Here is a 13,051-nt window from a genome sequence, read left to right as displayed (position 1 = left end):
TTGTTGTCGCGGCCCAGATTGCCGTGTTCAATCTGAGCTGGATTTTTGCTGCGTTTGATTTTTGCCGGGTTCGATTTTTGGATCCTGATGACCGGGCCTCGGTGGCTCGGTGCGTTCTGTGCTGGCCGTCAGTATCGGGCGAACGTTGTCGATCTCGGCAATGATGAAATCAAAGAATGCGCGGACGCGCGGCATATGCCGGAGGTCGGGGTGGGTCAGCAGGTAGATGGGCGAATAGAGTCCGGGTACGGGACCCAGTACGGACACCAGATCGGTCTCGCGCATCGCCAGCGGCACGGGTAGCGGCGCGAGACCGGCGCCCGACTTCACGGTCATCAGCAGTCCCGACACGGTATCGCTGCGGGCAACCACCCTGGCGGTGGGGGCGACCGACCGAAGCCATTTCGCGGCGTGGTGATCCCGGATGTCGCCATCGAACTCGATCACCGAATGCTCCGCGATGTCTTCGGCCCGTTCTACCCGGCCGTGACGCGCGAGGTAGGCGCGGCTGCAATAGAGCGCCCAGGGCACATCGGCGATCTTGCGTCCCACCAGCGTTTCCTCGTTCGGGATGCCGGCGCGTATCGCAACATCGGCCTCGCCCTTGGCGATATCGAGGAAGTGGTCGCTCATGATGAGCTCGACCTGCAGGCCCGGATGACGGCTGTGAAAGTTCTCGAACAGCGCCGACTGCATCAATCGGGAGCCGATCGACTCCGAACAGGTCACCCGAACCGATCCGGTCGGCGTTTCGTCGGCGGCAACCAGATAACGCTCGAGCGAAACCACCGCCTTTTCGACCTGTTCGGCCCAGGGCCGCAGCGCCGCGCCGAACTCGGTGAGGCGATAACCCGTCGGATGCCGGATAACGACACTGCGGCCGATACGTTTTTCCAGTTCGGCCAGCCGCCGGTGAACGGTCGACTGGCTGAGGTTGAGCGCCTTCGCGGCGGCGATCGTGCTGCCATGCCGCGCCACCGCCAGAAAGTGCCGAAGATCGTTCCAGTCAAACATGAGTTATTCACTCTTGACTTTGCGCGACGCAATCTTGCGGCTGCCGCAGATGAGAAAATACGCCTAAGCCGGCCCTATTAACAATCGATACTGAGGAGGCAGGCGCTATGCTCAGGAAATCTTTCCATTTGTTCGCGGCGTCGGCCCTGGCGGGCGCCCTGTTCGCCGGCGACGTTGCAGCGCAAGAGACAATCCAAGAGACCATCAAGGTCGGGCTTGTCATGCCGCTCACCGGGGTCCTGGGCCCGGTCGGAAAACAGGCCGTGGCGGGCGCCCGGCTCTACGTGGCGCAGCATGGCGACACGGTCGCCGGCCGCAAGATCGAACTGGTCGTCAGGGACGATGCCAGCATTCCCGACAATTCGAAGCGGATCACCCAGGAACTGATCGTCTCCGACAAGGTCGCCATTCTCGGCGGCGGCCTGACGCCAAATGTGCTGGCGATTGCGCCATTGGTCAACGAGAGCAAGACGGCGACGGTGGTGATGGTGTCGGGGACGTCGATCGTGACAGAGCGATCGCCCTATTTCGTGCGCACCAGCTGGACCCACGCCCAGCAGGCGAGCGTGCTTGCCAACTGGGCGGCGAAGAACGGATCGAAGCGCGCCACCATCATCGCATCGGACTGGGCGCCCGGGCACGAGGCGTCCGGGGTATTTTCCGCCACCTTCACCCAGGCCGGCGGCGCCATCGTGGAAGCGCTCAAGGTGCCGCTGGCGAACCCCGACTTCGCTCCGTTCCTGCAACGCGCGCGCGACGGCAACCCCGACACGCTCTTCATCTTCGTCCCCGCCAGCCAGGCCGCGATCCTGGCGAAGCAATTCGTCGAGCGCGGGCTGGACAAATCCGGCATCAAGCTGATCGGTCCCGGCGATATCGCCGACGACGAAGACCTGCCCGGTATGAGCGACGCCATGATCGGTACCGTGACGGCCGGCTTCTATTCGGCCTATCACCCCTCGGCGATGAACAAGGCCTATGTGGCGGCGTTCCAGAAGGCCAACGGCAATGTGCGGCCGAACTTCATCAGCGTCAGCGCCTATGACGGCATGCACCTGATCTACGAGGCGCTGAAAAAGACCGCGGGCAAGACCGACGGTCCGGCGCTGGTGGAGGCAATGAAGGGAATGGCTTGGGAAAGTCCGCGTGGTCCGATGTCGATCGACGCAAAGACGCGCGATGTCGTTCAGGACATCTACATTCGCCGGGTCGAGAAGGTGGATGGCGCGCTGTACAGCGTCGAATTCGAGACCTTCAAGACGGTCAACGACCCGACCAAGGTTGCGAACAAATAATCCGGACCTTCCGCAAAAGGGAGCCCCGCGCTGCGGGGCTTCCCCGCGAACGAACCCCGGACCTGAGGAGCACGCAGCGCATGATCGCGATCGACCAGCTTCGATACGTTCGTCTCGGGACCCGCGACCTTGCGGCCGCCGTCGTTTTCGCCGAGCGCATGCTTGGCCTGCAACTGGTCGACCGCAGCGACGATGCCGCCTATTTTCGCTCCGACACGCGCGATCACACGCTGGTGTTCGTTTCGGGTGATCCCACGCAACGCGCCGTCGGCTTCGAGCTGCATGGCCGGGCGCAATTCGACGATGCGATCACGGCGTTGTCGCGGCACGGCATCGACGCCGCAATCGGCACGCCGCAGCAATGCGCGGCGCGGAAGGTGCGCGCGCTGGCGAGTTTTCGCGATCCCGCCGGCAATACGATCGAGCTCGTCCTGAGGCCGCTGCATTCCGGCTGGCGCTATTTTCCCGCCCGCGATGCCGGCGTCGTTGGATTGAACGCTGTCGCCCTTCGCAGCCGGGACGTCCCGGCGTGCGAGGCGCTGTGGACGACCCTGTTCAATGGCCGCGTCAGCGACTGGGTCGGCGAGGCGGCATTTCTCCGGTTCGACCAGGCCCACCACCGGTTGGCCTATTACCCTGCGGCCGGCAGCGGGATCCTGGCGATCGAATTCGGCGTCGAGAACGTCGATCTCCTGATGCAGAACAACTACTTTCTACAATCGGCGCAGGTGAAGATCGTCCACGGCCCCGGGCGGCGTCCGACTTCGAACCAGATGTTCCTGACCTTTGCCGGTCCCGACGAGACGTTGTTCTCCTTTGTCACGGAGGGCGACGACATCGTGGAGGAGGCTGCCCATCGGCCGCGTCAGTTTCCACGTAGCCCCTCGTCATTCTGCGCCTGGGGTAGCGCGAGCGACGTCGCCGAATTTTGCTGACTGGCCGGGAGAGGAGCAACGCATGATCAGCCTGCTGGACGTGAGCTATGTCAGGCTCGGAACGCGTGATCTGGAAGGCGCGACGCGGTTTGCCGTCGATTACCTTGGCCTGGAAGTCTCCCGGCATGGCAAAGGGTCGGTTTGCTTCAAGTCCGACGTCCGCGAGCATACGCTCTGCTACTTCGAAGGTGATCCCGCCGATCAGGCGGTCGCCTTCGAGGTCCGCGACAAGGACGACCTCGACGCGGCGGCATCCGAATTGGAGCGGCTTGGGCACGCTGTCCGGAGCGGCACCGCGAGCGAGGCCGCGGCCCGGCACGTCCGCGGCTTTATTGCTTTCAAGGACCCGAGCGGTAACGGCATTGAGCTGGTCTACCGGCCCGCGCGATCCGGCAGGCGCTACCATGGCAGCCGCGACGCCGGCGTCACGGGATTCAGTCACGTCGGCCTTTGCTCATCCGATGTGACCCGCGACGAGCAGTTCTGGACCACCGTCTGCAACGCCCGCGTTTCCGACCGTATCGGCGATGCCCCGCTGCTGCGCATCGACGAGGTGCATCATTCGATCGCGCTTTTTCCGTCCGACCGAACCGGAATCCAGCATATCAACCATCAAGTCGAGACCGGCGACGACGTGATGCGCTCCCATCATTTCCTGAAGGAGAGGGGCGTCCCGATGGTGTTCGGCCCGGGACGGCATCCGTCTTCATCGGCCCGCTTTCTCTATTTCGAGGGACCGGACGGCATGGTGTTCGAATATTCCTCGGGGGTAAAATCGATCGCCGACGAACTGCTGTATCGCGAGCGTCAATTTCCCTTCGAGCCCAAGGGCTTTTGTTGCTGGGGCGCCAATCCGCGGGTCCGGCAATTCGGGGAATAGAAGCCGCCGCCCGCGACATCGTCGGGCATCTTTCGCGTCCGGTCCGGTCCCGGCTAAAGCGTTTTCGAGCGAAGTGGAAGCCGGTTCGCGTGAAGAAAACGCGTCAAACAAGAGACTAGAGCCCGGTTCTGATGCAATCAGAACCGGTAAGACTCTAATTGCGAAAATCGAGGCTGCGCAGAATGATGCCGGGCGGCGCGCCCTCGAACTCCTGCGCCTCGAATTTGCGCGCCGCGCATTGTTCGATCCGGTCGCGCAACCGCAGGAATTGCGCGTCGCGCTGATCCGGCTTTGCCTTCACGCCGCGCTCCAGGTCGTCCATAGCCGAACTGCTGATGGCGCAGGATACTTCGGTGCCGCCATTCATCATGGAAAACAGCATCACCATCCGGTCATGCTCGAAGCCTTTGACGCTGCCGCGCTCCAGTGTCATCGGGCAACTCCGGCTCTGGCTTTGACCACCGGCGGATTGATTTCGGCGATCTTGCGCAGGCAGTCGGCTTCGGAATCGTGCGGGCCCGAGACGAAGGTTCCGCTGACCTTGGTCGAGTACCAGCCCGATACCACTCCGAGGCGAAGCGATTCTTCGGTCTTGACGTGACGCGGCGAGAGATTTTTCATGGGATGCTTTCATTGCGCGTTCGAAACCTTGTCGAACGCAGGGGTGATGTTTTCGTCTTAGATACTTGCGTCGCTGCTCTCACCGGAGAGCCGGACGAAATCCGCCAGTACCGCCGCGACCAGGTCGCGGTGATGGGCATCGGTGGGCGGAAGCTGGGCGGCGTACAGATTCAGCACGTAGCGCGCCTTGGCCGCGGCCTCGATCCATGACGTGGCCGGCACCGCCAGCAACTGGATTTCGACGACGCCTTGATGGTCGCGCAGCAGCTTCGCCTTGGTCTCGACGTCGGCGAGGATGCGGCGGATATCGGTCGCCTTTTGCGCGGCCATGCCGCGATGCTTGTCGAGTTCGATCGGGGTTTCATTCATGCTGGGCATTCGCATCTTTGCGTTGCGCGTCCGACAGTTCGACCGAACCGATCGAGATCATTTCCATCGAGGATGTCCGCGGTGCCGCGCCGGGGACCATGATCATGGTAGCGACGCGCCGGAAGCTCGCGAATGACAGGCCCTCGATCATCTCATCGTCGGTGATGACTTCATAGGCGCCCGGCGCCAGCAAGCGATCGATGCCCTTGATCCGGAACGGATGCTTGAAATGAACGGTCTCGCGGCGCGAGCGCGTGGTCATTTCGACTGACCAGCGTTCTTGCGCGCGGCGACGCCAACATATTTGGACATAAATTCACTGTGCGCGCTTTCATGGCAATTAGCTATTGCTTTCTCGGCCAAGCGCGTATTTTGCCAAATAAGGCAGCCCCTATCCGCAGCCGCGGCTTGTATTCGGCGGTTTCGTAGCCATCTCGAATGTTTAGCCGGGAAGGTATTTCGAATGAAGCTCCGTGTCGGATTCGAAATGAACTATGACTTCCCGCAACCGACGCCGATGATCATGGTGTTGGGGACGCATTTCACGCGCGCGTCCGATATCATCGTGCCCGATCATCTCACCACTATGCCTTCGGTGCCGATTACGCCGTACCGCGACATGTTCGGCAACTGGTGCAGCCGTATCGTGGCGCCGGCCGGGCCGATGCGTCTGGCCGCCGACGGCGTCATCCATGACAGCGGACAGCCCGATACGGTGGTGACCTCGGCCATTCAGCATACGATCGAAGACCTGCCGCCGGACACGCTGGTCTATCTTTTGGGCAGCCGTTACTGCGAAACCGACCGGCTGTCGGAAACCGCCTGGCAATTGTTCCAGAACACGCCGCCCGGCTGGGCGCGGGTGCAGGCGATCTGCGATTTCGTTCACCGCCACATCGCGTTCGGCTACGAACACGCGCGCGCCACCAAGACGGCGTGGGAAGTCTACAACGAAGGCAAGGGCGTCTGCCGCGACTACGCGCATCTGGCCATCACCTTCTGCCGCTGCATGAACATCCCGGCGCGCTATTGCACCGGCTATCTCAGCGACATCGGTACGCCAAAACCCTGGGCGGTCGGCGACTTCGCCGGCTGGTTCGAGGCCTATATCGGCGGCCGCTGGCAGATGTTCGATCCGCGCAACAACGTGCCGCGGATCGGTCGCGTGCTGATCGCGCAGGGGCGCGACGCCTCAGATGTTCCGATCACCCAGACGTTCGGGCCGAATACGCTGGTCAGCTTCAAGGTATGGACCGACGAGGCTGCGTGATGAAGGATCGTCCCCGGCGCTAACTCCGGACGACGTCGCGGCCTCTCCGGCCGGCGGTCATTTTTCCTGCTGAGTGCCCTTCGCGACCCGCCGGGCCGTCGCAGCCCGCAGCGCGCCAGTGGTGCCGCCGGCGACGATCCGGCCGGTGATATCCGCCGGTCCACCGGCCGCAAAGGGCACGGGCAAGCCGCGTGAATCCCCCGCTTCGTCGGGCGCCGGGTGGCGCTCTCGTATTGTTGTTACGCAGAAATATTCCCGCCTTACGACCACATCATTGTGAATCGGCCGGCGACGGGTGCCCGTAACAGGCGAGCTGCGCGTGCGTATTGGCTGTCACGGGCGTTTCAAACGGGGCAATTGTACCGGCGCCGATCGAGGGACCACATGAACCGCATGACATCTTTCAACATCGCCGAAGACGGAACCGGCTCCTATCGTCCGCTCGCCATCCTACGCTGGGTCATGGTGGTGATCTTCGTGTCGTTCGGCATGCAGAAATTCACGCCGCAGTCGGCGCAGGGAATCGTCCAGTTCATCAGCAACAGCCCGTTCATCTCGTGGCTGTCGGTGTTCGGCCTCAGGGGAGAGGCCTATTTCCTGGGTGTTGCCGAGTTTGTCATTGCGGGGCTTCTCGCGGCCGGCGCATTCAGTCCTGTCCTGTCGGCGATCGGTTCGCTGATGGGGATCGTCACCTTTGCCATCACATGGTCGTTCTTCTTCACGACACCGGGCGTGGTGAAATGGAGCCTGTCGGCCGATCCGATGGCCTGGAACCTGACCGGCGAATTCATCTTCAAGGATATCGTGCTACTTTGCGTCTGTGTCGTGCTGTTCCTGGCGTCGCTGCCGCGATCGTCGCCAACCATTGAGCGTTCATGAAACTTCTGGTGTTCGGCCTTGGCTTTTCCGCGCGGCATATCGCGCAGCGTTTGCAGGTTTCGGGGGCGCAGGTGACGGCGACCGTCCGCGACCGCGCGAAAGCCGACGGCCTGGCGCAAGCGGGGATCACGGCACGGGTGTTTTCGCCAGACCATGTCGATGCGCAGATCGCGGACGATATCGCGACCAGCGACGCCATCCTGGTCTCGATCCCGCCGGGTGAATCCGGCGATCCGGTGCTCGCGTCCTTTGCCGCTCCGATCGCCGCCGCGCCGAACCTGCGCTGGGTGGGTTATCTCTCCACGGTCGGCGTCTATGGCGACCATGCCGGCAACTGGGTCGATGAGACGACGCCGACCACGCCCGGAGCAGGACGCACGCGGCTCAGGACGACGGCGGAGCAGGCGTGGCTTGCTCTGGGCGCGCATGTTTTCCGGCTGTCCGGAATCTACGGCCCGGGCCGAAACCAGCTCGTGCAACTGGCATCGGGAACGGCGCGCCGCATCGTCAAGCCCGGCCAGATCTTCAACCGCATTCATGTGGCGGATATCGCTGCCGTGGTCGAGGCGTCGTTGGCCCGGCCGCGGCCGGGCGGCATCTACAATGTCACCGACAACGAGCCGGCTCCGCCGCAGGACGTCGTCGCCTTCGCGGCGAGGCTTTGCGGGCTGGAGCCTCCGGCTGAAATTCCTTTCGAACGCGCGGAGCTCTCGCCGATGGCGCGAAGCTTCTACAGCGAGAACCGGCGGGTTCGGAACGCACTCATTCGCGAAGAGCTGGGCGTCACGCTGAAATATCCGACCTACCGCGAAGGGCTCACTGCTTTGCGGGCACTCGGGGACGGGCCTGTGGTCGTGGCTGCGACAAATTAACCCGACGGGCAAATTTCCGCTGTCGCCGTCGGGCAAATCAGTGGTTCAACTGCCGCCATCCTGTCCCACCAAGGGGCGTAGGCCATCGTCGCAAACGAGGGGCAGGGAGCGGTGGACGCTGATGCTGCGACTGACGAGCGCGGCTTCAGCGTACGGCGAAGTCGTGTGGGCCTGACGCCCCGGTGCTGGCGTCAAGTCGTGTGGGAGCGAAAGCCTCCGCCGATGATGGTGGCAAGAAAGCCGGTCACCAGGGCGAACTCGAAGTAAGCCGTAAAACCACTGCGCAGGGAAGGCCGGGTGTTCTCCGCTGAACCTGTATGCTCGTGTGCGCATTTCTTTGTGCATCATGCACGCGAGACCGCGGGTGCAGCGCGCACCCGGTCTTCCCTGCGCCCTCTGTTTGGAGGGCAAACGAAATGCAAACCTCGGGCAAAACATGTCGCGAGAACGCGGACACATATTCAGTTTCGTAGGATGGGTGGAGCGAAGCGATACCCATCGCCTCATCGACCGAATTGATGGGTATCGCTGCGCTCCACCCATCCTACAGTCCCCCACCCCCGGCCTTTCAATTTTGCAATAGAAGCCATGTCGACATTGATATTCCTGACCTTGCTTCCGCCATCTAATGTCAGCGCAAATCACCCCCTTGGGAATCGCGAAGGAAATCTGACCCGATGACGGAAGTTGCAGCAAAATCGGCAGGCGCGGCGGCATCGCCGGCGCTGCCGACATGGCCTGACGAGGTCTACCGCGTCCTCAAGGACGTGGGCGTCAAGCAGGTGGCGATGGTGCCGGACGCCGGCCATAGCCGGCTGATTCGTTCGTTCGAGGCCGATCCGGAAACCCGCGTCGTGACGCTGACGACCGAAGAAGAGGGCGTGGCGATGCTGGCCGGCGCGTGGCTCGGCGGCCAGCGCGGCGTGCTGCTGCTGCAGTCGAGCGGCGTCGGCAACTGCATCAACATGCTGTCGCTGCCGACGATCTGCCACATGCCGCTGCTGATGATCGTGACGATGCGCGGCGACTGGGGCGAGTTCAACCCGTGGCAGATCCCGATGGGGCAGGGCACGCGTGCGGCGCTGGAATCCGTGGGTGTGATCGTCAACAAGGTCGATGAACCGGATCTGGTCGCCTCCGCGGTGCAGGGCGCGGCCCACCTCGCCTTCAATTCCTGGAAGCCGGTGGCGCTTCTGATCGGACAGCGCGTGCTCGGCGCCAAGAACTTCAAGGAGCTGGCCCGCAAATGAATAGTCCGCAAACCAATCCAAACGCGCTGCTTCACCGCCGCGACGTCGTCAACGAACTGGTCCGGGCGCGCGGCGAGCTGCTTGTCATCGCCGGCCTCGGCGCGCCGAACTGGGACGTCTCGGCCGCCGGCGACCATGCCAACAATTTCCCGCTCTGGGGCGCCATGGGTGCGGCTTCCATGATCGGGCTCGGGCTGGCGCTGGCGCAGCCGAAGCGAAAAGTGCTCGTCATTACCGGCGACGGCGAAATGCTGATGAACCTCGGCTCGCTCGCCACCATCGGCGTCGAAGCGCCGACGAATCTCACGGTCGCGGTGCTCGACAACGAACGTTTCGGCGAGACCGGCATGCAGAAGACCCATACCGCCGCCGGCGTCGACCTCGCGGCCGTCGCGTCCGCAGTCGGCATTCGCACTTCGCGAATTGTCCGGACGATGGCGGAGGTCACCGAACTGCGCGACCTCGCTCATGAAGGGCGCGGCACGGCCTTCGCGCAGATCAAGATCGCACCGGAAGCTCTGGTGTTCGTGATGCCGCCGGCCGATGGCGTCATCCTGACGACGCGCTTCCGGCAATCGGTGCTGGGCGACGAAGCGCTCTATAACTGAGGCGCGTCGTTGAGCCACCGCTCACGCCGTCATGTCGATCTTCCAGAGCCCTTCCTTGGCGAGCTGCTCGATCTCGGACATGATGAGGGTCGCGATGGTGGTGGTCGCAATCGACGGCTGGTCGGCGATCGGCGACGCCAGGATCAGTTCGCGCGATACCGGCGGATTGACGAGGGCAGCCATCTCGAGCCGCTTCGCCGCCAGTTCGGCATGGATCGCCGACGGCGGCAGCAGCGTGTAGCCGAGGCCTTCTTCCATCAGGCTGATCTGGGCGCGATAGGAATCGGCCTCGATCATGGCGTTGAGCGTCAGCCGTTCGCGGGCGACGGCCTTCTCCAGCAACGCCCGCAGGCCGTGCGAAATACTGGGCAGGATCAGCTTCTGCTTCACCAGCCACTTCAGATCGACCTGCTTCTTCCGGTTCAGCCCCGATCCCGGCGGCCCCACCACGGCGATGGCCTCGCGGCCGATCGACCGCACCTGGAGATGCAGATCGACGGCGGGGCCGTACGTAATGGCAAGGTCCATCTCGCCGCGGTGCAGCCATTCGACCAGATGTCCGCCATAGCTCTCGACGATGCGCAGCGAGATATCGGGAAATTCGGAGATGACGCGGCGGGCAAACCGCCCGGAGAACACCGCGCTCACGGTCGGAACCAGGCCGAGGATGACGCGGCCCGACGGACTGCCCTTTGCCGACTGCAGGTCGTCGCGAACCTGCTCGATCTGGCGAATGAGGCCAGTGGTGCGGTCGAGCAGCATCCGGCCCGCGCTGGTCAGCAGCATGCCGCGGCCGTTGCGCACGAACAGCTCGACGCGCAGCTCGTGTTCGAGCAGCTTGATATGCCGGCTCAGCGCAGGCTGCGCCGAGCGAAGCCGGTCCGCCGCCTTGCTGAGGCTCCCGAGCTCGGCCACCGCCCGGAAGGTGCGCAATTGTTTGAGGTCCATGACTCCCTTGGGTGGATGACTGGTTGGACGGGGTTACCTCGATCGCCGAAGCTACCCCAAAGAAACAGGCCACCTCGAACGCTCATTCCGCTCCACCATAGGCCGTTTTGCTGCCATGAATAGCGATCCCATATCCGCCGAATGCAGGTCAGCCATCGACCATTGCCTAGGTCATTTGCGGAGCGCCACCCAGCAGTCTGATATTGAGCTTGCCGCTAGCGAACAACATCTCATTCAGTGCGTCGCCGAGATCTGCAGACTGAACCGTGGCGCCGCCATCCCGGACGATGCTGGCTTGTGCCACGCGGCGCATCAGCTCCTTGATGAAGGCTGCGCTGACGCCCTGCGTTCGCCGCGCGGCTTCGCCGACGATCGCATCGCTGAGCGGAAGTCCCTTGCCATAGAGCCGGACCAGCTTGTCGCGGCCGACGTCGTCAGGCAGTGGCACCTCGATCGCCTGGTCGATCCGGCCCGGCCGGCCCGCCAGCGCTGCTTCGAGTTGTTCGGGTCGGTTGGTCGTGAGGACGAACAGGATATCGGCATCCTCCTTCAACCCGTCCATTTCGTTGAGCAGCCTGTTGAGCAAAGGCTCTTCGCAAGATCCGATCATCTCGCGTCTGCGCCCGACGAGATCGACATCCTCGATCACGACCATGGTCGGCTGCAAAAGACGGGCAAGGCTCATGTAGCGGCTGAGCCACCCGATCTGTTCGGCGGTGATGATCAGCGTGGTATGGTCGGGCAGATTGCTGGCGAGATAGCGGATCGTATGCGTCTTGCCGGTTCCGGGCGGACCATAAAGCAGGATACCCTTGCGGGTCGATTGACCGAGGCTGCGCAGCCCGGCGCGGTGTCCCACAAAACTCAGCACGTTTCGATCGAGCAGCCTCAGTGTTTCGTCGGGCAGGATCACGTCCTCCGGTTTGACCGGGGCCAGCTTGTGAACCGTCAGGCCCCTGCCACTGCCGCGGTACTCCGTATCGGCATCGAAAGACAATACCTTGCCACGATAGGCGTGGGCGGTATTGACGACGTTTTCGATCTCGGAAAAACGCTGCCTGACGAACTCGGCGCCGGCCGCTCCGGCGGGAACCGCGATCTCGACACGAATACCCGTCTCGCGACGGGGGTCACGATAGGCGGAGAGCAATACCGCGTAGTGCAGGTCACCGGCGAGACAGAGCCACAGTCCGTTATCGAGACATTTCACCGGTTCGACTTCACCGATGTCGATCTCCTGATATTGCGCGGGCGCAATGGTATCGGCGCCGTCCCTGAATTCGGTCAGAGCGGCGATCGTCAAGGTTTCGTAGCGATGACGTTCGTGAATGCCGAAGAATCGAATCGCGGTTGCTGCAAACAGATTGTCGACGGCAGCCTGCACGTCGGCCCGCATATGCCCGGGAAACTCCCGCGAGGTTGCGACCAACTGATCCCGCGGAACGCCGGCGAAATGCCACTCCAGCGTTTCGTTGGCATATTCGAACTGCTTTTCACGGGTGATTTTACCGAAGTTTTTGGCGACGCCCAACGCGCATTTGTCGCAAATCACGATGGTCTTGCCGCCGACGCGGAATTCGTTGTCGCCGGCGAAGTCTCTGCACATTCTGCAGGTCCGAATTCCGCTGTCCTCGCCGATTTCACTCGTCATCGACAGTGGATGTCCGGATGCGAGGATTCGCTGCCTGGCGTCCCGAAGCAGGGCTTCAGCGACGTCCCTCGGATAGGTGCCGCACACGGCCTTGCCCTGATTTTCGGCGACTGCGACGATCTCGACGGCATCCGCCGAGGTCTTGCTGAAAACCGAGCGGACAAGCTCAACTACGAAACCCACTGGAGTGAGGTCGTCGCGGTGAAGGACGAGCTGAAGGTAATCGGCTTCGGCGTGAACATCATGCATCGAAATGACCCTCTGAAACGAACTGATAATCGAGGTTGACAGGCTAGAACAAAACATGAACAATGTCACGTCCTTTCCCGCAGTAGTTGTCGTCGCCGTGTCGGCGGGTGCCATCCGCATTTGGCGTCACCGGATTCCGGTTGCGCTTGTGAAGCGATTGAGTGAACAACGCGCCGAACACGCGCTCGGGCGATGTGTTTCGGCAAGCAG

Annotated in this window: 16 protein-coding genes; 8 read left to right on the top strand and 8 right to left on the bottom strand. The window is 62.8% G+C overall.

Annotated elements, in window-relative coordinates:
* Positions 1 to 27: 27 nt before the first annotated feature.
* Positions 28 to 978, bottom strand: coding sequence for a LysR family transcriptional regulator (locus FFI89_RS32470; RefSeq protein WP_168213121.1), 951 nt, complete (start codon positions 976 to 978; stop codon positions 28 to 30).
* Positions 979 to 1,121: 143 nt separating this feature from the next.
* Between FFI89_RS32470 and FFI89_RS32465 the strand changes: the two genes are divergently transcribed.
* The 3 genes from FFI89_RS32465 (at position 1,122) to FFI89_RS32455 (ending at position 4,124) form a co-directional block, all read left to right on the top strand.
* Positions 1,122 to 2,309: an ABC transporter substrate-binding protein gene (locus tag FFI89_RS32465; RefSeq protein WP_138831532.1), complete on the top strand. Its 1,188-nt coding sequence runs from the start codon at positions 1,122 to 1,124 to the stop codon at positions 2,307 to 2,309.
* 80 nt (positions 2,310 to 2,389) lie between these two features.
* Complete coding sequence (locus FFI89_RS32460; RefSeq protein WP_138831531.1) at positions 2,390 to 3,244, top strand: VOC family protein; 855 nt, start codon at positions 2,390 to 2,392, stop codon at positions 3,242 to 3,244.
* 22 nt (positions 3,245 to 3,266) lie between these two features.
* Complete coding sequence (locus FFI89_RS32455) at positions 3,267 to 4,124, top strand: VOC family protein (protein WP_138831530.1); 858 nt, start codon at positions 3,267 to 3,269, stop codon at positions 4,122 to 4,124.
* Between the two features lie 154 nt (positions 4,125 to 4,278).
* Here the strand turns inward: FFI89_RS32455 and FFI89_RS32450 are convergent, their stop codons facing one another.
* The 4 genes from FFI89_RS32450 to FFI89_RS32435 are packed head-to-tail and all read right to left on the bottom strand — an operon-like array spanning position 4,279 to position 5,376.
* Positions 4,279 to 4,557, bottom strand: a complete 279-nt coding sequence (locus FFI89_RS32450) for a DUF1488 family protein (protein ID WP_138831529.1) — start codon at positions 4,555 to 4,557, stop codon at positions 4,279 to 4,281.
* Positions 4,554 to 4,745 carry a hypothetical protein gene (locus FFI89_RS32445; RefSeq protein WP_138831528.1) on the bottom strand — a complete coding sequence of 64 codons (192 nt, stop codon included), beginning with the start codon at positions 4,743 to 4,745 and terminating at the stop codon, positions 4,554 to 4,556. Before FFI89_RS32445 ends, FFI89_RS32450 begins: the two co-directional genes overlap by 4 nt.
* A gap of 57 nt (positions 4,746 to 4,802) precedes the next feature.
* Positions 4,803 to 5,114: a hypothetical protein gene (locus FFI89_RS32440; RefSeq protein WP_138831527.1), complete on the bottom strand. Its 312-nt coding sequence runs from the start codon at positions 5,112 to 5,114 to the stop codon at positions 4,803 to 4,805.
* On the bottom strand, positions 5,107 to 5,376 hold the full coding sequence (locus FFI89_RS32435) for a hypothetical protein (protein WP_138831526.1): 270 nt from the start codon (positions 5,374 to 5,376) through the stop codon (positions 5,107 to 5,109). The genes FFI89_RS32440 and FFI89_RS32435 overlap by 8 nt, the downstream gene beginning before the upstream one ends.
* A gap of 201 nt (positions 5,377 to 5,577) precedes the next feature.
* Here FFI89_RS32435 and FFI89_RS32430 point away from each other — a divergent pair, with 201 nt between their 5' ends.
* Positions 5,578 to 6,384, top strand: coding sequence for a transglutaminase family protein (locus tag FFI89_RS32430; RefSeq protein ID WP_138831525.1), 807 nt, complete (start codon positions 5,578 to 5,580; stop codon positions 6,382 to 6,384).
* Between the two features lie 57 nt (positions 6,385 to 6,441).
* On the opposite strand, the gene FFI89_RS35285 is transcribed toward FFI89_RS32430, so the two are convergent.
* Entirely contained in the window at positions 6,442 to 6,570 is a 129-nt protein-coding gene (locus FFI89_RS35285; protein WP_256379166.1) for a hypothetical protein, read from the bottom strand.
* A 207-nt stretch (positions 6,571 to 6,777) separates the two neighbouring features.
* Here FFI89_RS35285 and FFI89_RS32425 point away from each other — a divergent pair, with 207 nt between their 5' ends.
* The 4 genes from FFI89_RS32425 (at position 6,778) to FFI89_RS32410 (ending at position 9,993) form a co-directional block, all read left to right on the top strand.
* Positions 6,778 to 7,263, top strand: coding sequence for a YkgB family protein (locus tag FFI89_RS32425; RefSeq protein WP_138835912.1), 486 nt, complete (start codon positions 6,778 to 6,780; stop codon positions 7,261 to 7,263).
* Positions 7,260 to 8,135: an SDR family oxidoreductase gene (locus tag FFI89_RS32420; RefSeq protein WP_138831524.1), complete on the top strand. Its 876-nt coding sequence runs from the start codon at positions 7,260 to 7,262 to the stop codon at positions 8,133 to 8,135. The genes FFI89_RS32425 and FFI89_RS32420 overlap by 4 nt, the downstream gene beginning before the upstream one ends.
* 677 nt (positions 8,136 to 8,812) lie before the next feature.
* Complete coding sequence (locus FFI89_RS32415; protein WP_138831523.1) at positions 8,813 to 9,385, top strand: thiamine pyrophosphate-binding protein; 573 nt, start codon at positions 8,813 to 8,815, stop codon at positions 9,383 to 9,385.
* Entirely contained in the window at positions 9,382 to 9,993 is a 612-nt protein-coding gene (locus FFI89_RS32410; RefSeq protein ID WP_138831522.1) for a thiamine pyrophosphate-dependent enzyme, read from the top strand. The genes FFI89_RS32415 and FFI89_RS32410 overlap by 4 nt, the downstream gene beginning before the upstream one ends.
* A gap of 21 nt (positions 9,994 to 10,014) precedes the next feature.
* Here the strand turns inward: FFI89_RS32410 and FFI89_RS32405 are convergent, their stop codons facing one another.
* Together FFI89_RS32405 and FFI89_RS32400 are read right to left on the bottom strand one after the other, a co-directional pair.
* A complete protein-coding gene (locus FFI89_RS32405) occupies positions 10,015 to 10,941 on the bottom strand; it encodes a LysR substrate-binding domain-containing protein (RefSeq protein ID WP_138831521.1) in 927 nt (308 codons plus the stop codon).
* Between the two features lie 166 nt (positions 10,942 to 11,107).
* Entirely contained in the window at positions 11,108 to 12,841 is a 1,734-nt protein-coding gene (locus FFI89_RS32400) for an ATP-dependent Clp protease adaptor ClpS (RefSeq protein WP_138831520.1), read from the bottom strand.
* Positions 12,842 to 13,051: the final 210 nt, after the last annotated feature.

This window comes from Bradyrhizobium sp. KBS0727, from assembly GCF_005937885.2.
GTDB lineage: Bacteria > Pseudomonadota > Alphaproteobacteria > Rhizobiales > Xanthobacteraceae > Bradyrhizobium.
The sequence above is the reverse complement of the archived record's forward strand: the minus strand, read 5'-3'. Positions and strand labels throughout refer to the sequence as shown.